Below are 24,356 nucleotides of genomic sequence, written 5' to 3' on the forward strand. Positions count from 1 at the left end.
GCGCGCGGCGGCGGCTTCCTGTCAACGACTTCCCTCATAGGAGCGGCTTCAGCCGCGACGCTTCCCAATCGACTGCGTCGCGGCTGAAGCCGCTCCTACACTATCTGCCAGGTCGAAAACCGCCTCAGGCCTGATACCCATTGCTGATCGGATAGCGCCGCTCGCGTCCGAACGCGCGGCGCGACACCTTCGGCCCCGGCGCGGCCTGGTGCCGCTTCCACTCGCTGATGCGCACCAGCCGCACCACCCGGTCGACCACCTCGGCGGCGTAGCCGGCGGCGACGATCTCGTCGCGCGATTCCTCCTGGTCGACGTAGCGATACAGGATGCCGTCGAGCACGTCGTACGGCGGCAGCGAATCCTGGTCGGTCTGGTTGGCGCGCAGCTCCGCGGAGGGCGGCCGCGTGATCACCGCCGGCGGGATCACCGGCGTGCCGCCGACCGTGTTGCGCCATTTCGCCAGGCCGAACACCTCGGTCTTGTACAGGTCCTTCAGCGGCGCGTAGCCGCCGCACATGTCGCCATAGATGGTGGCGTAGCCCACCGCGTACTCGCTCTTGTTGCCGGTGGTCAGCAGCAGGCCGCCGAACTTGTTGGCCAGCGCCATCAGGATCACGCCACGGCTGCGCGACTGCAGGTTCTCTTCGGTGACGTCGGGCTCGGTGCCGGCGAACAGCGGGCCGAGCGCGCTCAGCAGGCCCTCGAACGCCGGCTCGATCGCCACCGTCTCCAGCTTCACGCCGAGGACACGGCATTGATCGGCAGCCAGGTCGTTGGACAGGTCGGCGGTGTAGCGCGACGGCAAGCGCACCGCGGTGACGTTGTCCACGCCCAGCGCGTCCACCGCCATCGCCAGCACCAGCGCCGAATCGATGCCGCCGGACAGGCCAAGCCACACCTTGGAAAAGCGATTCTTGGCGCAATAGTCCTGCAACCCGCGCACCACCGCGCGCCAGGCCAGCGCATCCATGCTCTCGTCGCCGTCGTCGGTCCAGCGCAGCGGCGCGAAACGGCGTGCGGCGGTGTCGTATTCCACCACCAGCCACTGGTCGGTGAACGCGGCCGCGGCCGGATGCACGGTGCCGTCGCCGTCGGCCACGACCGAGGCGCCGTCGAACACCAGCGCATCCTGGCCGCCGACCACGTTGAGATAGGCCAGTGCCGCACCACTCTCGCGGCTGCGCTCGGCCAGCAAGGCATCGCGCTGCGCGTGCTTGCCGCGCTCGTAGGGCGAGGCATTGGGCACCAGCACCAGTTCCGCGCCCGCCCGCACGGTCGCCGCCAGCGGCTCCGGGAACCACAGGTCCTCGCAGATCACCAAACCAACCGACGTGCCGTTGACCTCGAACACGCAGTTCTCGCCGTCCGGATCCACGTCGAAATAACGGCGCTCGTCGAACACCGCGTAGTTGGGCAGTTCGCGCTTGCGATAGGTGCGTTCGATGCGGCCGCCGCGCAGCACGCTGGCGGCGTTGTAGACCACGCTGCCGGCGCTCTGCGGCCAGCCGAGCACCGCGACGATGCCGCGAACCTGCGCGGCGATGCGCTGCACCGCGCGCTCGCAATCGGCCAGGAAGCCCGGCCGCAGCAGCAGGTCTTCCGGCGGGTAGCCGCTGACCGCCAGCTCCGGGAACAGCACCACGTCGGCGCCGTACTCGTCGCGCGCCTCCTCGATCAACGCGATGATCCGGTCGGTGTTCTGGGCGACGGCGCCGACCGGGAAATCGAACTGGGCCATGGCGAGGCGAAGAGAAGAAGACATGGACAACCTTGCAGAAGCGGGAGGGGAAAAGCGCGGCGGTCGCGCCGCGGCCGCTCACAGCATGCTGCCAGCAGCAGCGTCACCGAGATGCGCGCGGCAGCAATGCGCAGTGTAGCGCCGCACCGGGGCCGGCGATTAGCCTGCCCACCTCATGCTGGGCCGGTCACCGGGCGGGTGCACTGTTGGAAGGACCCCGGTCCCGACTGGCTCCGAAGCCAGCCGCTGACAGACGCCGCGTCGCGACTGAAGCCGCTTCCAGAAGGAGCAACATGTCGTGTGCTGACGGGTGCACTGTGGGACTTCAGTCCCGACTGCATCGATCCCTGAGCGCCGGCCAGCCACGACCATGTGCTTCAGCGGGCGCCAGCGCCAGCGCGCGCGCGGCGCCGCCGGCGCCAACGCCGCACCAGCAACACCAATCCCGCACACAGCCCGAGCGCGGCGAGGCCCAGCACCGCCATACGCACGCCGACGCCGTGCTGGAACACCACTTCCTTGCCGTCGCCGTCGAGCGTATAGGCGACCACGTAGTCGCCCATCGTGCCCATGCCTTCGCGCCCGCCGGCGGCGATCACCACGTACTGCTTGCCGCCCACCGCATAGACCGACGGCGTGGCCTGGCCGCCGGCCGGCAGCTTGGCCTCCCACAGGGTCTTGCCGGTGGCGCTGTCGAGCGCGCGCAGGCGCGAATCGGCGGCCGCGGCGATGAAGGTCAGACCGCTGGCGGTGGTCACCGCGCCGCCGAGCAGCGGCGTGCCCACGTCCAGTGGCAGCCACGGCAGCCTTTCTTCCAGCGTGCCGAGCGGGCGTTCCCAGGCGATCTTGCGCGTACGCAGGTCCACCGCCACCAGCCGTCCCCACGGCGGCTTGACGCAGGGAACGCCGCGTGACGAGCCCAACATGCCGCGGCGCATGTAGTACGGCGTGCCTTCCATGTCGTTGAACTGCTGGTCCGGATGGCGCGCGCGCTCGGCCTCGCTGAACTGCTCGCGCGGGATCAGCGCCACCTGCATCGGCAGGTCCGACACCGGCATGATCGCCAGCTGTCGCTGCGGATCCACCGCGATGCCGCCCCAGTTCACGCCGCCGGCCCAGCCGGGCAGCGCGATCGTGCCGCGCACGCTGGGCGGGGTGAACAGGCCTTCCGAACGCAGCCCGGCGATCAGCGCGGCGCATTCGCGGCGCGCGCCCGGCGTCGCCCCCCAGGCATCGGCGGCGGTCAGCGGCGCATGCCGTGCCAGGCGCAGACCCGGTTCGGGCATCGGCTGGGTCGGCGAGGCACGTTCGCCCGGAACGTCGGAGGCCGGCACCGGCACCTCGCTGATCGGGAACAGCGGCGTGCCGTCGCGGCGGTCGAAGGCGAACAGGAAGCCGGTCTTGGTCGCCTGCAGCACCGCCGCGCGCGGTCCCTGCGCGGTCTGCACCGTGGTCAGCACCGGCTGCGAGGCCTGGTCGTAGTCCCACAGGTCGTGATGCAGCAACTGCTGCGCCCATACCCGGCGGCCGCTGTGCAAATCCAACGCCACCAGCGAATCGGCATCGCGGTTGTCGCCGAGACGCTCGCCACCGTAGTAGTCGGGACTGGCCGAGCCGGTCGGCACGTAGACCAGACCCAGCGCAGGGTCCACCGACAGCGGCGCCCACGCGTTGCCGCCGCCGACCGTGGCCGCCTGCTCCGGCTGCCAGCCGGCCGCGGTGGCCTTGGCCGGATCGCGCGGCACCGGATCCCAGCGCCACAGCTCACGGCCGCTGCGCGCGTCGTAGCCGCGCACCACGCCCTGCTCCAGCGCATGCCCGCGGTTGTCGCCGATCGAGCTGCCGACCACCAGCACGTCGCCGGCCACCACCGGCGGCGAGGTCACCGCATAGTTGGACCAGGCATCGCTGGCCGTATCGTGCACATCCACCCCGGCATGCAGGTCGATCGTGCCGTCCTTGCCGAACCCGGCGCAGGGCTTGCCGTCGGCGGCGTCCAGCGCGATCAGTCGCGCATCCAGGGTGCCGTACACGATGCGCTCGCGGCACGCACCTGCAGTGGCCTGGGTGTCGCGCCAGAAACTCACCCCGCGCGAGGCCGGGTCGCTGTAGTGCTTGTCGCGCGCGACCTTGGCGTCGAACGACCACAGTTCGCGGCCGCTGGTCGCATCCAGGGCGAAGGCGATGCCGGTGCCGGTGGTGAGGTACATGCGCCCGCCCAGCACCAGCGGATTGGCTTCGAAGCGCCGCCGTTCCGGATCGGGCAGGCCCGCACCGAGTTCGCCGGTGCGGAACGACCAGGCGATGCGCAGCCGGCCGATGTTGTCCGGGGTGATCTGGGTCAGCGGCGAGTACTGCCCGCCGCCGGGCGCGCCGGCATAACTGGCCCAGTCGCCCGGCGCCGCCGCGCAGATGCCACCGATGCCCATCGCCATGCCCGCCCCGCATACCGCTGCCCGCCATCGCCTGATCACGCATCCACCCCTGTTGCTGCCGAAGAAAGTGGGCCAGTGTCGGCACTGCGCCGCGCCCTGTCAGCAACAAGTGACGGCACCGCCACGTCAGGGGACCAATGGCGGGGCGGCAGGGACGAGTGGCGAGCGCTGGGATGGCGCAACTGCTTGATTGCGCAGGGACGGGCCTGCGGGCATCGCATGCCCATCCCATCCGTCCCGTCCCACCGGGGGAGCTGCCACAGTGCCGCGCAGCGGATCCTCGAAACGAAAAAGGCCTCGCTCGCGCGAGGCCCTTCCGGACAGCGGCGGCGACAACGACGCACCCGAAGGCGGATCGCTGCCGCGGCGCTGACGGCTTACTTCATCAGCGAAGCGATCGCCGCACCCAGGTCGCCCGGCGAACGCACGGTCTTGACCCCGGCCGCTTCCATCGCCGCGAACTTGCCCTCGGCCGTGCCCTTGCCGCCCGAGGCGATCGCACCGGCGTGGCCCATGCGCTTGCCGGCCGGCGCCGACGCACCGGCGATGAAGCCGACCACCGGCTTCTTGACATGCTTGGCGATGTACTCGGCACCGGCTTCCTCGGCGTCGCCGCCGATTTCGCCGACCATGATGATGCCTTCGGTCTGCGGATCCTCGTTGAACAGCTTGAGGCAGTCGACGAAGTTCAGGCCGTTGATCGGGTCGCCGCCGATGCCGATGCAGGTGGACTGGCCCAGGCCGACTTCCGTGGTCTGCTTGACCGCTTCATAGGTCAGCGTGCCCGAACGCGAGACGATGCCGATCTTGCCCGGCTTGTGGATGTGGCCCGGCATGATGCCGATCTTGCACTCGCCCGGGGTGATCACGCCGGGGCAGTTCGGCCCGATCAGCACGGTCTCCGGGAAGGAGCGGGTCAGCACGTTCTTGACGCGCAGCATGTCCAGCACCGGGATGCCTTCGGTGATGCAGACGATGACCTTGATGCCGGCGGAGGCCGCTTCCAGGATCGCGTCGGCCGCGAACGGCGGCGGCACGTAGATCACCGAGGCGTCGGCGCCGGTGCTCTGCACGGCATCGGCCACGGTGTTGAACACCGGCAGGTCGATGTGGGTGGTGCCGCCCTTGCCCGGCGTGACACCGCCGACGACCTGGGTGCCGTACTCGATCATCTGGGTGGCGTGGAAGGTGCCCTGCTGGCCGGTGAAGCCCTGCACGATCACCTTGGTGTTCTTGTTAATCAAAACAGACATTGGAGTTCCTTGGTGTCGTGGATCAGGCGGCGTTCTTGACAGCTTCAACGACCTTCTTGGCGCCGTCGTTGATGTTGTCGGCCGGGATGATGGCCATGCCGCTGTCGCGCAGCAGCTGCTTGCCCTCTTCCACGTTGGTGCCTTCCAGGCGCACCACGACCGGAACCTTGACGCCCACTTCCTTGACCGCCGCGATGATGCCCTCGGCGATCATGTCGCAGCGGACGATGCCGCCGAAGATGTTGACGAAGATGCCTTCGACCTTGTCCGAGGACAGGATCAGCTTGAACGCCTCGATCACGCGCTGCTTGTTGGCACCGCCGCCCACGTCCAGGAAGTTCGCCGGCTCGCCGCCGTTGAGCTTGATCACGTCCATGGTGGCCATGGCCAGACCGGCGCCGTTGACCATGCAGCCGATGTTGCCGTCCATGGTGACGTAGTTGATGTCCAGCTCCGAAGCGGTCACTTCGGTCTCGTCTTCCTGGGACTTGTCGCGCATGGCGACCAGTTCCTTGTGGCGGAAGTTGGCGTTGTCGTCGCTGTTGAACTTGCCGTCCAGCGCGTAGAGGTTGCCGTCGTCCAGGATGGCCAGCGGATTGATCTCCACCAGCGCCAGATCCTTCTCGTTGAAGATGCGGTACAGGTTGACCATGATGTTGGCGAACTGGCCGGCCTGCTTGGCGGTCAGGCCCATCTTGAAGCCGATGTCGCGGCCGTGGTAACCCTGCACGCCCTCGACGAAGTCGACGTTGAGCGTGTGGATCTTGTCCGGGGTCTCGGCGGCGACCTGTTCGATCTCCATGCCGCCCTCGGAGGAGGCGATGTAGCTGATGGTGCGGGTGCCGCGGTCGACCAGCACCGACAGGTACAGCTCCTTGACGATCTCGCCGGCGGTGGTCACCAGCACCAGGTTGATCGGCAGCTCGACGCCGGCGGTCTGGTAGGTGGCCATCTTGGTGCCGAGCAGCTTCTCGGCAACGGCCTTCACATCGTCGGTGGTCTTGCAGAACTTGACGCCGCCGGCCTTGCCGCGGCCACCTGCGTGGATCTGCGCCTTGACCATCCAAGGGCCAGCGCCAAGCGACTTGGCGGCTTCAACCGCTTCTTCCGCAGTAGCCGCGACCTTGCCGGCCGGGACCGGGATGCCGTATTCGGCAAGCAGTTGTTTTGCCTGATATTCGTGGAAATTCATGCGTCACCGTGGGAAAAGGAACGGCCGTCCCGCAGCGATCCGGGCCCTGAGTGGCGGCCGGGAGCGGTACGGACGGGACGCCTATTGTCGCCGACCCAGGGCGGCGGCGCAAAAGCACCGGCGGTCTGGCCCGGCTGCGGCCTCCGGGAAGGTCCGCGGTGGCGTCGCCGGGTGGGTGGCGCCGGGCCGCGCGCGCCCTGCCGCGCTCATCCCACCGCCTTCCCCTGCCTGTCCAGACAGGCCGCCGGACCGCCGACGGCGGCCATCGCGGTTGCGCCGTCGTGACCGCGGTAACCGGCCCCAGGCTGGCCGCCGCCGGCCCGAGCGGCCATCCGCGTGGACGGCGCCACCCCTATACTCGCGCCGTCCGCTGTCCGCCCGGAGTCCGGCTTGCCCACCAGCGCCTCGCTCATCGATCGCATCGAGTCCATTCCGCGCCGCGAGCTGTACTTCTTCGCGTTGTACCGGGTGCTGGTGGCCGGGCTGATCGCCGCCCTGGTGTTCAGCCCGCTCAGCGTGCTGGTCGGCGAGCCGCGCTACCCGCAACTGGCCAGCACCCTGGCCACCGCCTACCTGGCAGTGGCGCTGGCGCTGCTGATGTGGGGGCGCAACGAGGCTCACCTGGCACCGATCGTCGGCTTCAGCGCCGTCGCCGACATCGTCGCCGCGACACTCGCCGCACATGCCCTGCCCGCGGCCAGCGCCGGCATCGCGATGATGCTGCTGTTCAACGTCGCCGCCGCGGCGATGCTGCTGCGCCTGCGCGGCGGCCTCGCCATTGCCCTGATCGCCTCGGCGGCGACGCTGGCCGAGTACGTGTGGAGCGTGCTGGATGGCGCCGACAACATCCGCAGCCTGGCCGAACTGGCGATGTTCGCCACCAGTTATCTGGCGGTGGCCTACATCTGCAACGGCCTGGGCCAGCGCGCGCGCACCAGCCAGCGCCTGGCCGAACGCCGCGGCGCCGAGGTCGCCAATCTCTACGAAATCAACGAACTGATCATCCGCCGCATGCGCACCGGCGTGCTGGTGGTGGACGCGCAGAACCGGGTGACCCTGGCCAACGAGGCCGCGTCGGCGCTGCTCGGCGACACCGACGGCAACAGCGGCAGCGGCCGGCTCGACCTGCTCAGCGCCGCGCCGGAACTGGCCCGGCGCCTGCAGCGCTGGCGCAACGGCTGGAACCAGGACGAAAGCCCGCTGCAGCTGTCGCCGGACCAGCCGGAGGTACAGCCGCGCTTCGCCCGGTTGCTGGCCGAGGGCGACCTGACCCTGGTGTTTCTCGACGACGCCACGGTGGTCTCGCGACGCGCCGAGTCGCTCACCCTGTCGGCGCTGGGCCGCTTCTCGGCCAGCCTGGCGCACGAAATCCGCAACCCGCTGGCCGCGATCAACTACGCCTCGCAGTTGCTGGAGGAATCGCCGGCGATCGGCGATGCCGACCGCCGCCTGCTGCAGATCATCCACCAGCAGTGCCAGCGCACCAACGGCATTGTCGAGAGCGTGCTCGGCCTGGCCCGGCGCGAGCGCTCCAATCCGGAGAACCTGGACCTGGGCGCGTTCGTGCGGCGCTTCGTCCTGGAGTACCGGCAGACCCTGTCGATCGAGACCGACAGCCTCGAGGCGATCCTCGCCCCGCAGCCGGTGCACGCGCTGGTCGACCCCAAGCACCTGCACCAGATCCTCAGCGCGCTGGTGCACAACGCGCTCAAGTACGGGCGGGTGATGGAGGAGCCGGCACGGGTGCGCCTGCGCGTGGCGATGCAGGAGCGCAACGCCGTCGTCGACGTGATGGACCGTGGCCCCGGCATCCCCGAGGCGGTGGCGGCGCAGTTGTTCCGGCCGTTCTTCACCACCTCCGAGCACGGCACCGGACTGGGCCTGTACATCGCCCGCGAACTGTGCCGGGCCAACCAGGCGCGACTGGAATACGTGTCGGTGCCTGCCGGCGGCGCCTGCTTCCGGGTCGCCCTGCCCGGGCCGCACACCATGCTCAGCGGCGACAGGTGAGAATCGCTCCGCCAGCGCGCGGCCGGCGCCGGTAAATTGGCACATGCCCCGGTTCCTACGCTATCTTCTTTGCACATGAACGAAACCCGAAGCGCCCTGGTCGTCGACGACGAGCGCGACATCCGCGAGTTGCTGGTCCTGACCCTGGGCCGGATGGGGCTGCGCATCAGCACCGCCGCCAACCTCGCCGAAGCGCGCGAACTGCTGGCGAGCAATCCCTACGACCTGTGCATCACCGACATGCGCCTGCCCGACGGCAACGGCATCGAACTGGTCAGCGAAATCGCCAAGCACTACCCGCGCACGCCGGTGGCAATGATCACCGCCTTCGGCAGCATGGACCTGGCGGTGGAAGCACTGAAGGCCGGCGCCTTCGACTTCGTCAGCAAGCCGGTGGACATCCACGTGCTGCGTGGCCTGGTCAAGCATGCGCTGGAACTCAACAACGAAAGCCGCGCCGCGCCGCCGCAGCCGGCCCCGGAACAGGCCAGCCGCCTGCTCGGCGCGTCGGCGGCGATGGACGCGCTGCGCAGCACCATCGCCAAGGTCGCGCGCAACCAGGCGCCGGTCTACATCCTCGGCGAATCCGGCGTGGGCAAGGAACTGGTCGCACGCACCATCCACGAACAGGGCGCCCGCGCGGCCGGCCCCTTCGTGCCGGTGAACTGCGGCGCGATCCCGGCCGAACTGATGGAAAGCGAATTCTTCGGCCACAAGAAGGGCAGCTTCACCGGCGCCCACGCCGACCAGGCCGGCCTGTTCCAGGCCGCGCACGGCGGCACCCTGTTCCTCGACGAGGTCGCCGAACTGCCGCTGCCGATGCAGGTCAAGTTGCTGCGCGCGATCCAGGAGAAATCGGTGCGTCCGGTCGGCGCCGCCACCGAAGTGCCGGTCGACGTGCGCATCCTCTCGGCCACGCACAAGGACCTGGCCGACCTGGTCGCCGAGGGCCGCTTCCGCCACGACCTGTACTACCGCATCAACGTCATCGAACTGCGCGTGCCGCCGCTGCGCGAGCGCGGCGGCGACCTGCCGCAACTGGCCGCGGCGATCCTGGCGCGGCTGGCCAAGAGCCACGGCCGCCCCACCCCGCTGCTGTCGCCCTCCGCGCTGGATGCCCTGAGCAGCTACGCCTTCCCCGGCAACGTGCGCGAACTGGAGAACATCCTCGAACGCGCCCTGGCGATGGCCGAGGACGACCAGATCAGCGCCGCCGACCTGCGCCTGCCGCAGCCCGGCAACCATGCCCGCAGCGCCGCCGAGGCTGCACCGGCGCTGCCGCGCGGCGTGGTCGACATCGACCCGACCTCCTCCGCGCTGCCGTCCTACATCGAACAGCTCGAACGCGCCGCCATCCAGAAGGCGCTGGAAGAGAACCGCTGGAACAAGACCCGCACCGCCGCGCAGCTGGGCATCACCTTTCGCGCCTTGCGCTACAAGCTGAAGAAGCTGGGGATGGAGTAGAAGGGCCGGGAATGGGGAGTCGGGATTGGGGATTCGCAAGAGCGAAGAGCGAATTCCGAGCCGTCGGATCACCCGGTGAAGTAGCTAGGCGATAGACGGCGGCGTAGGCCGCTGCGCGCTGTTGCCAATCCCCAATCCCGACTCCCCGCGCCCATCAGTCCTTCGTCACCCGATTGATCTCGGCCAGGCTGGTGACGCCGTTGCGGGCCTTGAGCAGGGCCGACTGGCGCAGGTCCTTGACCCCGATCTTCTGCGCGGCACTGGCGATGTCCATGGCGTTGCCGCCCTGCAGCACGATCGCGGCGATCTCGTCGTTCATCGGCATCACCTGATAGATGCCGGTGCGGCCCTTGTAGCCCTCGGTGCACTCGTCGCAGCCGACCGCCTCGTACAGCTGGACGCCGGCGGCGATCTCCGCCTCGGTGAAGCCTTCGGCCAATAGCGCCTTTTCCGGCAACTGGACCGGGCGCTTGCAGTTGTTGCACAGGCGCCGCGCCAGGCGCTGGGCGATGACCAGGGTCACCGAACTGGTGATGTTGTAGGGCGCGATGCCCATGTTCATCAGGCGCGCGATGGTCTGCGGCGCGTCGTTGGTGTGCAGGGTGGACAGCACCATGTGACCGGTCTGCGCGGCCTTGATCGCGATCTCGGCGGTCTCCAGGTCACGGATTTCGCCGACCATGATGATGTCCGGATCCTGGCGCAGGAACGAGCGCAGCGCCGCGGCAAAGGTCATGCCGCGCTTGTTGTTCTGCTGCACCTGGTTGACCCCGGGCAGTCGGATTTCGACCGGATCCTCGGCGGTGGAGATGTTGCGGGTGTCGTCGTTGAGGATGCCCAGCGCGGTGTACAGCGACACCGTCTTGCCCGAGCCGGTAGGGCCGGTGACCAGGACCATGCCGTACGGTTTGTGGATCGCATCCAGGAACAGCTTCTGCTGCTCCGGCTCGTAACCGAGCTTGTCGATGCCCAGCTTGGCCGCGCTGCCGTCGAGGATACGCAGCACGATCTTCTCGCCGAACAGCGTCGGCAGCGTGCTGACGCGGAAGTCGATCTGCTTGTTCTTGGACAGGTTGAGCTTGATGCGGCCGTCCTGCGGGACCCGCTTCTCGGCGATGTCCAGCTGCGCCATCACCTTCAGGCGCGCGGCGATGCGCTGGTTGAGCTTGACCGGCGCCTTGGCCACGCTCTTGAGCAGACCGTCGATGCGCAGGCGCACCCGGTAGTCGTCCTCGTAGGGCTCGAAGTGGATGTCGGACGCACCACGGCGGATCGCATCGACCAGCACCTTGTTCACGAACTTGACGACCGGGGTGTCCTCGCCCTTGGCGTCGATGCCGGTATCGCCACCGCTGCCCACGTCCTCGTCGCCGCCGCCGACATCGAGGTTGTCCATGCCCTCGTCGTCGCCCAAGGCGCTGCCGAGCGAGTCGTTGCTGGCCTGCCACTGCTCCAGGGTCCGGCGGATCTGGTCCTCGTCGACCAGGATCGGCTCCACCGTCAGGTTGGTGTGGAACTTGATATCGTCCAGCGCCCGGGTCTGGGTCGGGTTGCTGATGCCGACGAACAGGCGGCTGCCGCGCTTGAACAACGGCAGCACCTGATACTTCTGCAGCAGTTCCTCGCTGACCAGCTTCATCGCGTTCTGGCTGGCGTCGAAAACCGAGACATCCATCAACGGCATGCCGAACTCCACCGCATTGGCGGCGGCCAGCTGCGCGGCGGTGACCAGCTTCTTCTCGGAGAACCACTGCGGCAGCGGGACCTTGGCCTCGGCCGCCTGGGCCATCGCGGTCCGCGCCGCGGCTTCCTCCAGCGCACCGTCTTGCACGAGGCGGCGGGCGATGCCGGTGATGCCGACAAGGTTGCTCGTCATTGCGTTCATGAATACCTGCTCGGAAGCTTCAACTTGAATGTATAGACAGGCTGTTCAAACTCGGTCCGCACAACTTGTGGCGATCGGGCTCAAAGCCTGGACCGACATCTACCTAGTCAGGACTATAGCGTTGTACGTATCCAGTGGAACACAAAAAAGAAAAGGCCCGTGAGGGCCTTTTCTACTTGAAACCAAAAGCACTTCTTAGGTGCAATTGCTCGGCTTGTGCTTCGCGAGCACCGAACCACCGGTGATCGTGCAGGTCCAGACGCCGGTGTTGGCGCGGGTCAGCGTCAACGTCGCGCCAGCAACGATATCGTTGCCCTTGATGGTGTTGCAGGTAAGAGTGGTCGCGGTGGCACCGAAGGTCGTGCAGCGCGGCGAGGTGGTCTGCAGGCCGACGTCCGCGGCGGTAGCCGGAACGAAGGTGCTATCTTCCTGCAGCTTGGATTCCAGCATTGTCTTGGCCGGGCTCACTTCAGCAAGCGCGGCAGCCAGCTGCGACTTAGCGACATAGTCACGGTACATCGGCAGCGCGATGGCGGCCAGGATGGCGATGATCGCGATCACGATCATCAGTTCGATCAGGGTAAAGCCCTGCTGCTTCTTCATAACAAACCCCTAGAGATGGAATGTAAGTGGTGGGCACTCGCCCGCGGATCCTACTCCCCGAGCGCCGCGGCTGAGCGCCACGTGCGGGTAAGCGAAGCAGACTGCGTGCCAACTTCTCGCGCATGTCCAATCTCCTACCGAAGTGCATCATGCCTCAGCCACAGGGCCAAGGTGCAGGCAAATCAGGAATTTGCGACAGAATGGGCCATCCGCCCATGCAGGGCAGAAAGTGACGTCCTGCGTCACGCCATGGAACGCGATCTGGCTGGATGACGGTCGCTACGGATGCCAGACGTCCAGGAAACCGATACCATGCTGGGTATGTCCGCCCGGGGATGGCCGGACGGGGGAGACAACCTGATGTCCGCAACGCGCAGCGCAGTCAAGAAAGAGCCGGTCGCACGCAGCACCAGTCAGCAGGTGCCCTTTGTCTGGGAAGGCACCGACAAGCGCGGCGTCAAGATGAAGGGCGAGCAGATCGCCAAAAGCGCCAACTTGCTGCGCGCCGAACTCCGCCGGCAGGGCATCACGCCTTCGGTAGTCAAGCCCAAGCCCAAGCCGCTGTTCGGGGCGAGCGGCAGCAAGATCGGCACAAAGGACATCGCCTTCTTCAGCCGCCAAATGGCGACGATGATGAAATCCGGCGTCCCCATCGTGGGTTCGCTGGAAATCATTGCCAGCGGGCATAAGAACCCGCGCATGAAGAAGATGGTGGACCAGATCCGCACCGACATCGAGGGTGGCTCGTCGCTGTATGAAGCGATCAGCAAGCATCCGGTGCAGTTCGACGAGCTCTACCGCAATCTGGTCAAGGCCGGCGAAGGTGCCGGCGTGCTCGAGACGGTGTTGGAGACGGTCGCGACCTATAAAGAGAACATCGAGGCGTTGAAGGGCAAGATCAAGAAGGCCTTGTTCTACCCGGCCATGGTGATGGCGGTCGCCTTGATCGTCAGCTCGATCCTGCTTGTCTTCGTGGTTCCGCAGTTCGAAGACGTGTTCAAGGGTTTTGGCGCGGAACTGCCGGCCTTCACCCAGATGATCGTGGCCGCCTCGCGCTTCATGGTGGCTTACTGGTGGTTGGTGCTCTTCATCCTGGTCGGCACCATCGGCGGCTTCATGTTTGCCTACAAGCGGTCGCCGGCCATGCAACATGGCATGGACCGCTTGATTCTGAAGGTACCGATCATCGGCCAAATCATGCACAACAGCTCCGTGGCCCGCTTCTCCCGGACACTGGCGGTTACCTTTCGCGCAGGCGTACCGTTGGTGGAGGCGCTGGATATCGTCGCCGGCGCCACCGGCAACAGCGTGTACGAAAAAGCCGTGCTGCGCATGCGCGACGATGTGGCGGTCGGTTATCCGGTCAATATGGCGATGAAACAGACCAATCTGTTCCCGCACATGGTGATCCAGATGACCGCGATCGGCGAGGAGGCAGGCGCGCTGGACGCGATGTTGTTCAAGGTGGCCGAGTATTTCGAGCAGGAAGTTAACAACGCGGTCGATGCACTGAGCAGCCTGCTGGAACCGTTGATCATGGTGTTCATCGGCACCATCGTCGGTGGCATGGTCATCGGCATGTACCTGCCGATCTTCAAGCTGGCCTCCGTCGTTGGATAAGCATTAATGGCATTTCTCGATCAACACCCCGGCCTGGGCTTCCCGGCCGCGGCCGGCCTCGGCCTGCTGGTGGGCAGCTTCCTCAACGTCGTGATCCTGCGCATGCCCAAGCGCATGGAATGGCAGTGGAAGCGCGATTCGCGCGAGATCCTCGAGCTGCCGGACATCTACGATCCGCCGCCGCCCGGTATCGTGGTGGAGCCGTCACACTGCCCGCACTGCAAGCACAAGCTGGCCTGGTTCGAGAACATCCCGCTGTTCAGCTGGCTGGCGCTGCGCGGCAAGTGCCGCTACTGCCATGCGCCGATCTCGCCACAGTATCCGCTGGTGGAACTGCTCACCAGCCTGCTGGTGGTCGCCAGCGTGTGGCGCTTCGGCTTCGGCTGGCAGGGCTTCGGCGCGATCGTGTTCAGCTGTTTCCTGGTGGCGCTGTCCGGCATCGACCTGCGCACCCGCCTGCTGCCGGACCAGTTGACCTTGCCGCTGATGTGGCTCGGCCTGATCGGCAGCATGGACAACCTGTACATGCCGGCCAAACCCGCCCTGCTCGGCGCCGCGGTCGGCTATTTCTCGCTGTGGTCGGTGTGGTGGCTGTTCAAGCAGATCACCGGCAAGGAAGGCATGGGCCATGGCGATTTCAAGCTGCTGGCCGCGATCGGCGCCTGGTGCGGTTTGAAGGGCATCCTGCCGACCATCCTGATCTCCTCGCTGGTCGGTGCGATCCTGGGTTCGCTGTGGCTGGCCGCCAAGGGCCGCGACCGCGCCACGCCGATCCCGTTCGGCCCCTATCTGGCCATCGCCGGCTGGATCACCTTCTTCTGGGGCACGGAGATCGTGGAGACCTACATGCGCTGGTCTGGACTGCGCTGACGGAGTCCCCGGCTTGACTGATTTCGTCGTCGGCCTGACCGGAGGTGTGGCCTCCGGCAAGAGCGAACTGAGTCGCCGCTTCGAGGCCAAGGGCATCGTCGTCGCCGATGCCGACCTCGCCGCACGCGCGGTCGTTGCGCCCGGCCATCCGGCCCTGGCGCAGATCGTGGCACGCTTCGGACCGCAGATCCTGCAGGACGATGGACAGCTCGACCGCGCCGCCTTGCGCCAGCGCATCTTCGAGGACGCGACGGCACGCCGCGACCTCGAAGCGATCACCCACCCCGCCATCCGCCAGTTGCTGCAGGAACGCTGCCGTGAGGCCGCAGGACCCTATGCGATCGCGGCCATTCCGCTGTTGACAGAGGTCGGCGCACGCGCCGCCTATCCGTGGCTCGACCGGATCCTGGTAGTCGACGCCCCGGAAGCGCTGCAACACGCTCGCCTGATGCAACGCGACGGCATCACCGCCGATCTGGCGCAGCGCATGCTGGCGGCGCAGGCCACCCGCGCCGCGCGCCTGGCCATTGCCGACGATGTGGTGGTCAACGACGGAGCCGCAGCAGAACTCCAGGAAGCCGTGGAAACGCTGGATCGGCAGTACCGCGCGCTGGCGGCGGCCAAACGTCTCCTTTAGGAGCGCGCTCAAGCGCGATCCGTTGCGAAGACGTCGTGGCTGAAGCCGCTCCCACAAAAGCCGGGGCAGGAGATCGGGGATGTTAGCGAATGCAGTGCGGTTGCGACTGCACTGCGGGAGGGACTTCAGTCCCGACGGGACGGGCTTGCCCGGAAAGCTTGGTCGCGGCTGAAGCCGATCCTACAAGGAAGTCTAGTCGTACCGTCCCGCCAGCACCTCAAGCCGGCTTGAACCACAGCGTCGCCACCACGCCCTTGGTGGCACCCGGACGCACATTGACCTGCCAACCATAGAGATCGCAGAGCCGGCTGACGATCGACAGGCCAATGCCGCCGCCCTGCGAATGGCCGGCATGCGTGCCGCGATAGCCGCGCTGGAACAGCTTGGCCGCGTCCTCTTCGCTCAGGCCGGGACCGGAATCGATCACCTGCACCGCGTCGCTCAGCACCCGCACCACCACCTGCCCTTCCTGGGTGTACTTGACCGCATTGCCGATCAGGTTGCCCAGCGCCACCGACAGCGCCGCTTCCGGTGCATCGATGGTGAGGTTGCGCTCGCCTTCCAGCAGCAACTGCAGCGGCTTGCCGCCCAGTTGCGCGCGATGCGACTCGATCAACTGCTCGGCCACCTTGGCGACATTGCTGTGGCCCTGCCCGCGCTCGTTGCGCGACAGTAACAGCAGCGAGCCGATCAGGTCGCTGCACTGCTGTTCGGCGCGCTGGATGCGTTGCAGGCGCTGCAGCACCTTCTCGTCGAGATTGGGCCGGGTCAGCAGCAGCTCGGTGGCGCCGCGGATCACCGCCAGCGGGGTGCGCAGTTCATGGCTGACGTCGGCATTGAACTCGCGGTCGCGCTGCACCACTTCGGTCAGGCGCGCCGAGTAGTCGTCCAGCGCCTCGGCCAGCTGACCGACCTCGTCGTCGGGAAAATGCGGTGCCAGCGGTTTCGGATCGCTGCTGCCGCGATAGGCGCGCAGGCGCGCCGCCAGGTCCGACACCGGCCGCATCACCCGCGATGCCGACCACCAGCCGATCACCAGGGACAACGCGCTGAACACCAGCACCGACAAGATCAACGTGCGATTGAGCTGCACCTCGCCCTGCATGGTCTGGGTCATGTCGTAGGCGAGGAAGAACCAGACGTTCGGGGTCTTGCGCACCGCCACCTTGTAGGAGAACGGCTTGCCGGTTTCGTCGCGACCGGACACGTTGTGGATGCCGTCGGAAAAGTTGTACCACTCCGGCTGCTCGCGCCGCAGCGCCTCGAAACGGTCGCTCTTGACCACCCGGCCGACCATCTGCTGCACCGGCAGATCCGGATTCTTCGACGGATCGGAAAAGAACCGGTGCGAGTACTCGTCGATGTTGCGGTTCAGCACCACCTCGACCAGCTGGTTCTCCACGCGCGCGCGCGCCCAGTTGGTGGCGAACGCGAACAGCGCGGTCAGGCCGAAGCCCAACAGCACGAACGAGAGGATGATGCGGCTGCGGAGGCGGCGGCGGTAACGCCCGCGCCGCCGCACGACCCGCGGCAACACCGGTGCTTCAGGCATCGGGTGCGGCGATGCGGTAGCCGATGCCGTGACGGGTCTGGATCATCGGCACGTCGAACGGCTTGTCCACCACCGCGCGCAGGCCATGGATATGCACGCGCAGGGAGTCGGAATCGGGCAGTTCCTCGCCCCACACACGGGTTTCCAGCTCCTGTCGGGTCACCACCGCCGGCGCGGCTTCCATCAGCGCCTGCAGGATCTTCAGCGCGGTGGGATTGAGCTGCAGCAGCTTGCCCTGGCGACGCACCTCCAGCGTATCCAGGTTGTATTCCAGGTCGCCGGTCTCCAGCACCCGGGTGTGCACGCCCTTGCCGCGACGCGACAGCGCGTTGAGCCGCACTTCCACTTCCTGCAGCGCGAACGGCTTGATCAGATAGTCGTCGGCACCGGAATCGAAGCCGGCGAGCTTGTTGTCCAGCGAATCGCGCGCGGTGAGCATCAGCACCGGGGTCTGCTTGCGCGCCTCGTTGCGCAGCTTGCGACAGACCTCGATGCCGTCCATGCCCGGCAGGTTGAGGTCGAGCACGATCGCGTCGAATTCATGCACTACCGCCAGGTGCAGGCCGGTGACGCCATCGGCGGCGAAATCGACGGTATGGCCGCGGTCCTCGAGGTAATCGCCCAGATTGGCGGCGATGTCGCTGTTGTCTTCGATCACTAGAATTCGCACCAACATGTACCCCGTCAGTCGTACTACTTGCCAGTGGAGGGCGCCACGTCAGTGCCGCGCCTCCTCGTTGTCCACGACGGCAACCGCCATGGTCCTGCAATGCATCCTGGTGAATGTTCAGCGACGCCTCGCTTGCGACCCACCTGGCAGGTCGCTGCATCAGACAGCGCCTCACCCTGATTAGTTCTTGCAGCAGCACGGCGGTCACGACCTGCACCGATCGCGAATATCACGACCTGCGTCGAATGCTTGCGCCAAACCGTGATCGTCCGCTTTCGGGGACGTTCGTACCGCTCCGAGTGCTGCGAGATTGTACTGAGTTGCCGCGCGAACACTTTCTTCACGTTCATGGGCGCCTCACCTTGGCACATCGCCTCGCATTCCCGGCGTCACCCCCAACAGCATTGCACTACATCGCGAATGTAGCTTTCGCCGAAACATTGCCGCAAGCACGCGCACGCATCAGCCCCATTCCAGCATCCCCAACAAAAAGACCCAGGCAGCGGGGCTGCCTGGGCCGAAAGGTTTTCTATCCCGATTACCGTTCCTGCTGAGGAGGGCAGAGCTGCGGTCCGATGAAGCTTACGCAGGGCCGAATTAAACCAGCGTTAAGCCAGAACGCGCGGTCGAAAAAGCAGCTAAACCACTGATTTCTTTCGCTTCAGGCAGGCCTCGAGGTGCTCGATGACCTTGCCGGCGATATCCAGCCCACAGACCGTCTCGATGCCTTCCAGGCCTGGCGTGGAGTTGACCTCCAGCACCAGCGGCCCGCGCCGCGAGCGGATCAGGTCGACGCCGGCCACGCCCAGGCCCAGCGCCTTGGCCGAGCGCACCGCCACCTCCTGCTCGCCGCGGCTGGCCACGGTCCGTTCGGCGGTACCGCCGAGATGCAGGTTGGAGCGGAAGTCGCCCTCCGGCGCGGTGCGGCGCATCGCCGCCACCACCTGGTTGCCGACCACGAAGCAGCGCAGGTCGGCGCCCTCGGCCTCGCCGATGAACTCCTGCACCAGGAAATTGGCATACAGCCCGCGCAGTGCCTCGACCACGCCACGCGAGGCGCTGGCCTTCTCGGTCAGGATCACCCCGGTGCCCTGGGTGCCCTCGTTCAACTTCACCACGTGCGGCGGCGGGCCGAGCATGGACAGCAGATCGCCGGTGTCGTCCGGGTTGTCGCCGAACACGGTCATCGGCATGTCGATGCCCTTGGCCGCCAGCAATTGGTGCGCGCGCAGCTTGTCGCGGGCGCGCAGGATCGCATCGGACGGGTTTGGCGTACAGACGCCCATCATCTCCAACTGCCGCAGCACCGCGGTGCCGTAGCGGGTCACCGAATTGCCGATCCGCGGGATCACCGCGTCGTAGCCGGTGATCGGCTTGCCCTTGTAATGCATGGTGAAAGCGCCGGCGGCGATGCGCATATAGCAGCGCAGCGGATCCAGTACCCGCACCGTGTGCCCGCGTTCGCGGCCGGCCTCGACCAGGCGCCGGGTCGAGTACAGCTTGGTATTGCGGGACAGGATGGCGAGCTTCATCGAAGGCAGCGGCGGTGGCAGGCCCGGCATCATACGTCGCGCCGCTGGCGCTGCGATGCCCCGCGTCGCCGCAGGTGCCGACTGCGCCGCAAGGCCAGGATGCGCGGTGATCACCGTCACCCGCGGTCCGCGCGCTGTCCCACAGCCGACACCGGACCGCCCCGAAACGTTCACAAAACCGTTGCATCGTGGCGGGCGGGCCGCGTACCGGCCCGGTGCCGGCTGCCCGCGCCCAGCGCGGCAGGTCCGGAGCCTCTCTCCCTCATGATTGGTGACTTTCGATGACCCCCACTTCCAGATCCTTGCGCCCGCACGCGCTGGTGCTCGCCGTCGCGTCCGCCCTGCCGGCCTTCGCCGCGCTGGCCGAGACCGCGCCGGCCGCCGCCACCGCAACCGCCGATGCGGCGGCCAGCGCGAGCGGCAACGATGCCACGATGCTCGACGCGATCACCGTCGTGTCCAGCGGCACCACCCGCCAGGTGCAGCGCATCACCCGTGAGGACATCGGAATCGCCGCCCCCGGCACCAGTGCCCTGAAGGTGCTGGACAAGCTGCCGGGCGTGCAGTTCCAGTCGGCCGATCCGTTCGGCGCCTACGAATGGTCCACCGCGATCAGCCTGCATGGCTTCGACCAGAGCCGGCTCGGCTTCACCCTGGACGGTGTGCCGCTGGGCAACATGAGCTACGGCGTCACCGACGGCCTGCAGGTGACCCGCGCGATCATTTCCGAGAACGTGGCCTCGGTGGAACTGGCGCAGGGTGCCGGCGGGCTGGGCACGCCGTCGAGCAGCAACCTCGGCGGCACCGTGCGTTACTACTCCGCCGATCCGGATGCCGACGCCGGCATCCGCTTCAGCCAGACCCTCGGCTCCGACAGCACCCGCCGCACCTACCTGCGCGGCGACACCGGCGACATCCACGGCTTCTCGCTGTACACCTCGCTGGTGCACGGCGAAATGGACAAGTGGAAGGGCTACGGCAACAACGAGTACAACCAGGCCAATGCCAAGGCGCTGTACCAGTGGGGCGACGGCAACCGGGTCAGCCTGTACCTGGACAGTTCGCACCGCAAGGAATACGACATCATGGACCTGTCGTTGACCTCGCAGCGGGTCCTCGGCTGGGATTGGGACTACCTGATGCCGGACTGGAACAGCGCGGTGCAGATCGCCAACGCGCTCAACGGCAAGGGCAGCTACCCGGCCAGCCTCAACGGCCTGCCCGCCGACTACGGCAAGGCCGACGTGTCCTACTACTCCGGCGCCGGCCTGCGCCGCGACAACCTGGCCGCGCTCAGCGGCGTGTTCAACCTCGGCGGCAGCGCCACGCTGAACCTGACCGGCTACTATCACGACAACAACGGCGAAGGCCAGTGGACCACGCCGTACGCCGCGTCTTCGGCCAGCGTGCCGCTGTCGATGCGCACCACCGACTACCGCCTCAACCGCCACGGCGTCACCGGCTCGCTGAACTTCACCGTGGCCGGCAACGAGATCGAGATCGGCGGCTGGTACCAGAACGCCAAGACCGTGCAGGAACGCAACTACTTCCTGCTGGACGGCCCGTTCACCGATCTGTACTACTTCAACAAGAACGGCACCCTGTTCGCGCGCGGCTTCGCCCAGCACTACGACACCGACACCACCATGGTCTACGCGCAGGACACGCTGCGCCTGCTCGACGAGCGCCTGACCCTGAACTTCGGCGCCAAGAAGCTGATCGTCGACACCACCGCGCAGTCGCAGGTGCCGTCCGCGTCCAATGCCGCCGGCGAGATCAAGGCCGATTCGGACCTGCTGCCGCAGGTCGGCGTGAACTACAAGATCGACGATCACCAGGAGGTCTACGCCTCCTACAACAAGAACATGGCCGGCTTCGGCTTCACCCCGTTCCAGGAATCGCAGGCCTCGTTCAACGCGATCAAGGGCTCGCTGGAGCCGGAGACCGCGCAGACCTACGAATTGGGCTATCGCGTGCGCGGCGGCGGCGTGGAAGCGTCGCTGGCGCTGTACCACACCACCTTCGACGACCGTCTGCTGGTGACCTCGCCGTGCAGCGCGATCCAGACCTGCCCGGCCTCGCTCAACAACGTCGGTTCGGTACGCAGCCAGGGTGCCGACCTGGCGGTGATCTGGCGCCCGATCGAACAGCTGCGCTGGCTGAACTCGCTGTCCTACGACGATTCGACCTACCAGGACGACTACACCGATTCCAGCTACAAGAACAATCCCCAAAATCCCGGCGTGGTGCCGACCTCCGGCAAGCGCGTGGTCGGCATCCCCGAGTGGATGTTCTCCAGCAGCCTGGCCTACGAGAACGCCGGCTGGCACGCCTCGCTGGACGGCAAGTACACCGGCCGCCGCTACATCAGCTACCTCAACGACTCGTCGGTGCCCAGCTACTGGCGCTTCGACCTCAGCGCCGGCTACGACTTCGGCCAGGTCGGCATGTTCCAGAACCTGGGGCTGAGCGCGAACGTCACCAACCTGTTCGACAAGCGTTACTTCGCCACCGTCGGCACCAACGGCTACGTGGTCTCCGACCCCAACGGCTACAACCAGACGCTGATGGCCGGCGCGCCGCGCCAGTTCTTCGTCACCTTCAGCGGCAAGTTCTGAGCCGACGCGACGCCGCCAGGGAAGGCACCTACGCCGCCGCTGCGCTTGCAGCGGCGGCGTTCGCGTTCTGGGGCAGGCAAACGTGTGGAGTGCTGTAGATGACCCGGCAGTACGAGCGGCGTTTCCGGATTGCATGCGGTCGGAGCGGTCGCGGCTGAAGCCGCTTCTACGACAGCCGCATGGCCTGTAGGAGCGGCTTCAGCCGCGACCGTGTACAGCCAGAAATCGTGTCCCGCTGGTAAGACGCGGCCGCTACGCGTCGACCGTGTGGCCGATCGCCGGATCGCTCATGCTCGGGCGGCCGGTTTCGATGTGTCCGGCTAGGCGCCGCCGCCATTGCGGCAGGGTCGCACTGTCGATGGTCAGGTCGTACCAATGGTGCTGCGCCTGCAACGGCAGACGTAGGACGGTGCGGTCGCCGGCGGCCAGGGTGAGCGTCTGCTCGCCGCCATCGCCGCGGTACCCGTCGCGGACGCGCAGGGCGCAGGGCTGCGTGCCGGCGTTGCCCAGCGTCAGCAGCAGGCATTGCGCGGCGGCATCGTAGTCGGCCTCGGCCAGCAGTCCGGCATCGCCGATCCCGTCGCCATGGAACTCGCGCAGGAACCCGTTGGGCCCGTGCACGCGCAGCGCATAGCCGGCGTCGGCGGCAGCGCCGCGCCACGGGCGCGCATCCTGCAGTTCGCTGCCGGCGGCCAGTGTGTAGAACCAGGGCCCGGCCACACCCTCGTCGGCATAGGCATTGAGCGCCACGCCGGCAGCCCCACGGTTGCGCATGCGCAACACGCGCGCATCCGCCTGCACCTGCAACCGCACGTCGAAGTCGTAGGGCAGCGCGCGCGCCGGGCGCTGACCGGGTTCCTGCACCGGCAGCGCCTGCTGTGCAGGGCGCTGTGGCGGCGGCAGGGTCGCGGTGGCATCGATGCGGGCGATGTAGTCGCGGGTGTCCGGCAAGGCCACCGGCGCCGCGTCATGGCCGAAGAAGTCCAGCGTGGAGGTCAGATCGCCGGCAACCGCGCGGCGCCAGGGATTGATGTTCGGCTCCATCACGCCGAAACGCTGCTCCAGGAAGCGCAGCACCGAGGTGTGGTCGAACACCTGCGAGTTCACCCAGCCGCCGCGACTCCACGGCGACACCACCAGCATCGGCACCCGCGGCCCCAGCCCGACCGGCACGCCGTGATAGTCCTCGCCATGCAGGTCCACATTGCTGGCGCCCAGCTCCGGCCGGATCGCCGGCAGCGCCGGCGGCACGTGGTCGAAGAAGCCGTCGTTCTCGTCGTAGTTGATCAGGAACACGGTCTTCGACCAGACCTCGGGCGAAGCGGCCAGCACCTCCAGCAGGCGCGCGCTCAAGGATTCGCCATAGGCCGGGGTGGCCTCGGGATGCTCGCTGAGCAGGTACGGGGCGACGATCCACGACACCTGCGGCAGCGTGCCGGCGCGCACGTCGCGCGCGAACGCGGCCACCAGGTGTTCGCCGCGCGAGGCCTTGGCGTTGTCGGCGGTGGAGCCGGGCACGATGGCGCGGCCGCGTCGATACAACGGCGACGCGCGGTCCAGCTTGCGGAAGTTGGCGAAGTACGGATGGCTGTTGTCGCCGTAGTTGTCGAACTCCTGATACACCTGCCAGCTGATGCCGGCCTGCTGCAGGCGCTCGGAGTAGGTGCTCCAGATGTAGCCGGAGAAGCGCGGATTGTCGCGCGCCATGTCCGCGGTCCAGTTGCCGTCGTCGCGGTTATTTACCGCCTGCTCGCCGTCATTGCCGACGCTCAGCCCGCTGGTGCCGGTGAACATGTACATGCGGTTGGGATTGGTCGGGCCGAACAGCGAGGCGTGGTAGCCGTCGCAGAGGGTGAAGGCATCGGCCAACGCGTAATAGAACGGCAGGTCCTCGCGCTGGAAGTGGCCCATGCTCATCGCGCTCTTCTGCGCGATCCAGGCGTCGTGGTGCTTCCAGGTCTCGTGCGAGCCCTTCCAGTCGTGATTGAGATCCTTCATCCACTGCGCGCTGCTGGTCTGGCTGTTGAGCCGGAACGGCAGCACATAACGATCGCTGCCCTTGCGCTCGGGCTGGTACCAGACCGGCTTGCCGCTGGGCAGCCGCAACGGCCGCGGATCGCCATAGCCGCGCACCCCGCGCAGGCAGCCGAAGTAGTGATCGAAGGAGCGGTTCTCCTGCATCAGGATCACCACATGCTGCACGTCCTGCAGCGTGCCGGTGACCCGCGCAGGCGGCACCGCCAGCGCGCTGCGGATGACGCCTGGCAACAGCGGCAT

At 67.2% G+C, this 24,356-nt stretch carries 16 protein-coding genes; 6 read left to right on the forward strand and 10 right to left on the reverse strand.

Annotation, left to right across the window (positions count from 1 at the left end; all coding sequences use genetic code 11):
* Positions 1-124: 124 nt before the first annotated feature.
* The 4 genes from GGR66_RS01775 to sucC form a co-directional block, all read right to left on the reverse strand.
* On the reverse strand, positions 125-1,762 hold the full coding sequence (locus GGR66_RS01775; RefSeq protein WP_184447002.1) for an NAD+ synthase: 1,638 nt from the start codon (positions 1,760-1,762) through the stop codon (positions 125-127).
* Between the two features lie 353 nt (positions 1,763-2,115).
* Complete coding sequence (locus GGR66_RS01780; protein WP_184447003.1) at positions 2,116-4,173, reverse strand: pyrroloquinoline quinone-dependent dehydrogenase; 2,058 nt, start codon at positions 4,171-4,173, stop codon at positions 2,116-2,118.
* A 377-nt stretch (positions 4,174-4,550) separates the two neighbouring features.
* Positions 4,551-5,426 carry a succinate--CoA ligase subunit alpha gene (gene sucD, locus GGR66_RS01785; RefSeq protein WP_184447004.1) on the reverse strand — a complete coding sequence of 292 codons (876 nt, stop codon included), beginning with the start codon at positions 5,424-5,426 and terminating at the stop codon, positions 4,551-4,553.
* A gap of 22 nt (positions 5,427-5,448) precedes the next feature.
* Positions 5,449-6,618 (reverse strand): ADP-forming succinate--CoA ligase subunit beta, encoded by a 1,170-nt coding sequence (gene sucC, locus GGR66_RS01790; RefSeq protein WP_160967709.1) that lies wholly within the window; start codon positions 6,616-6,618, stop codon positions 5,449-5,451.
* A gap of 390 nt (positions 6,619-7,008) precedes the next feature.
* Between sucC and GGR66_RS01795 the strand changes: the two genes are divergently transcribed.
* Both GGR66_RS01795 and GGR66_RS01800 read left to right on the forward strand, forming a co-directional pair.
* Positions 7,009-8,628, forward strand: coding sequence for an ATP-binding protein (locus tag GGR66_RS01795; RefSeq protein ID WP_184447005.1), 1,620 nt, complete (start codon positions 7,009-7,011; stop codon positions 8,626-8,628).
* A 75-nt stretch (positions 8,629-8,703) separates the two neighbouring features.
* Positions 8,704-10,092, forward strand: a complete 1,389-nt coding sequence (locus GGR66_RS01800) for a sigma-54 dependent transcriptional regulator (protein ID WP_160967705.1) — start codon at positions 8,704-8,706, stop codon at positions 10,090-10,092.
* Positions 10,093-10,246: 154 nt separating this feature from the next.
* Here the strand turns inward: GGR66_RS01800 and pilB are convergent, their stop codons facing one another.
* Positions 10,247-11,977, reverse strand: coding sequence for a type IV-A pilus assembly ATPase PilB (pilB, locus tag GGR66_RS01805; RefSeq protein ID WP_184447006.1), 1,731 nt, complete (start codon positions 11,975-11,977; stop codon positions 10,247-10,249).
* Between the two features lie 195 nt (positions 11,978-12,172).
* Positions 12,173-12,580: a pilin gene (locus tag GGR66_RS01810; protein ID WP_184447007.1), complete on the reverse strand. Its 408-nt coding sequence runs from the start codon at positions 12,578-12,580 to the stop codon at positions 12,173-12,175.
* A 360-nt stretch (positions 12,581-12,940) separates the two neighbouring features.
* On the opposite strand from GGR66_RS01810, the gene GGR66_RS01815 reads away from it, so the two are divergent.
* The 3 genes from GGR66_RS01815 to coaE are packed head-to-tail and all read left to right on the forward strand — an operon-like array spanning position 12,941 to position 15,707.
* Positions 12,941-14,200 (forward strand): type II secretion system F family protein, encoded by a 1,260-nt coding sequence (locus GGR66_RS01815; RefSeq protein ID WP_184447443.1) that lies wholly within the window; start codon positions 12,941-12,943, stop codon positions 14,198-14,200.
* 6 nt (positions 14,201-14,206) lie between these two features.
* Positions 14,207-15,070 (forward strand): A24 family peptidase, encoded by an 864-nt coding sequence (locus GGR66_RS01820; RefSeq protein ID WP_010342233.1) that lies wholly within the window; start codon positions 14,207-14,209, stop codon positions 15,068-15,070.
* Positions 15,071-15,083: 13 nt separating this feature from the next.
* Entirely contained in the window at positions 15,084-15,707 is a 624-nt protein-coding gene (gene coaE / locus GGR66_RS01825; RefSeq protein WP_184447008.1) for a dephospho-CoA kinase, read from the forward strand.
* A 217-nt stretch (positions 15,708-15,924) separates the two neighbouring features.
* Here coaE and GGR66_RS01830 read toward each other — a convergent pair whose 3' ends face one another.
* From GGR66_RS01830 to rimK, 3 genes are all read right to left on the reverse strand, one after another.
* Positions 15,925-17,259, reverse strand: a complete 1,335-nt coding sequence (locus tag GGR66_RS01830) for a HAMP domain-containing sensor histidine kinase (RefSeq protein WP_160967694.1) — start codon at positions 17,257-17,259, stop codon at positions 15,925-15,927.
* Positions 17,252-17,929: a response regulator transcription factor gene (locus GGR66_RS01835; protein ID WP_010340533.1), complete on the reverse strand. Its 678-nt coding sequence runs from the start codon at positions 17,927-17,929 to the stop codon at positions 17,252-17,254. Before GGR66_RS01835 ends, GGR66_RS01830 begins: the two co-directional genes overlap by 8 nt.
* 638 nt (positions 17,930-18,567) lie before the next feature.
* On the reverse strand, positions 18,568-19,461 hold the full coding sequence (gene rimK / locus GGR66_RS01840; RefSeq protein WP_184447009.1) for a 30S ribosomal protein S6--L-glutamate ligase: 894 nt from the start codon (positions 19,459-19,461) through the stop codon (positions 18,568-18,570).
* Positions 19,462-19,742: 281 nt separating this feature from the next.
* On the opposite strand from rimK, the gene GGR66_RS01845 reads away from it, so the two are divergent.
* Positions 19,743-22,079 carry a TonB-dependent receptor gene (locus GGR66_RS01845; protein ID WP_160967689.1) on the forward strand — a complete coding sequence of 779 codons (2,337 nt, stop codon included), beginning with the start codon at positions 19,743-19,745 and terminating at the stop codon, positions 22,077-22,079.
* A 252-nt stretch (positions 22,080-22,331) separates the two neighbouring features.
* On the opposite strand, the gene GGR66_RS01850 is transcribed toward GGR66_RS01845, so the two are convergent.
* The gene (locus GGR66_RS01850; protein ID WP_255421551.1) at positions 22,332-24,356 is read right to left on the reverse strand and encodes a phospholipase C, phosphocholine-specific; all 2,025 of its coding nucleotides are present in this window, start codon (positions 24,354-24,356) and stop codon (positions 22,332-22,334) included.

This window comes from Xanthomonas sp. 3498 (assembly GCF_014199795.1).
Classification (GTDB): Bacteria; Pseudomonadota; Gammaproteobacteria; order Xanthomonadales; family Xanthomonadaceae; genus Xanthomonas_A; species Xanthomonas_A rydalmerensis.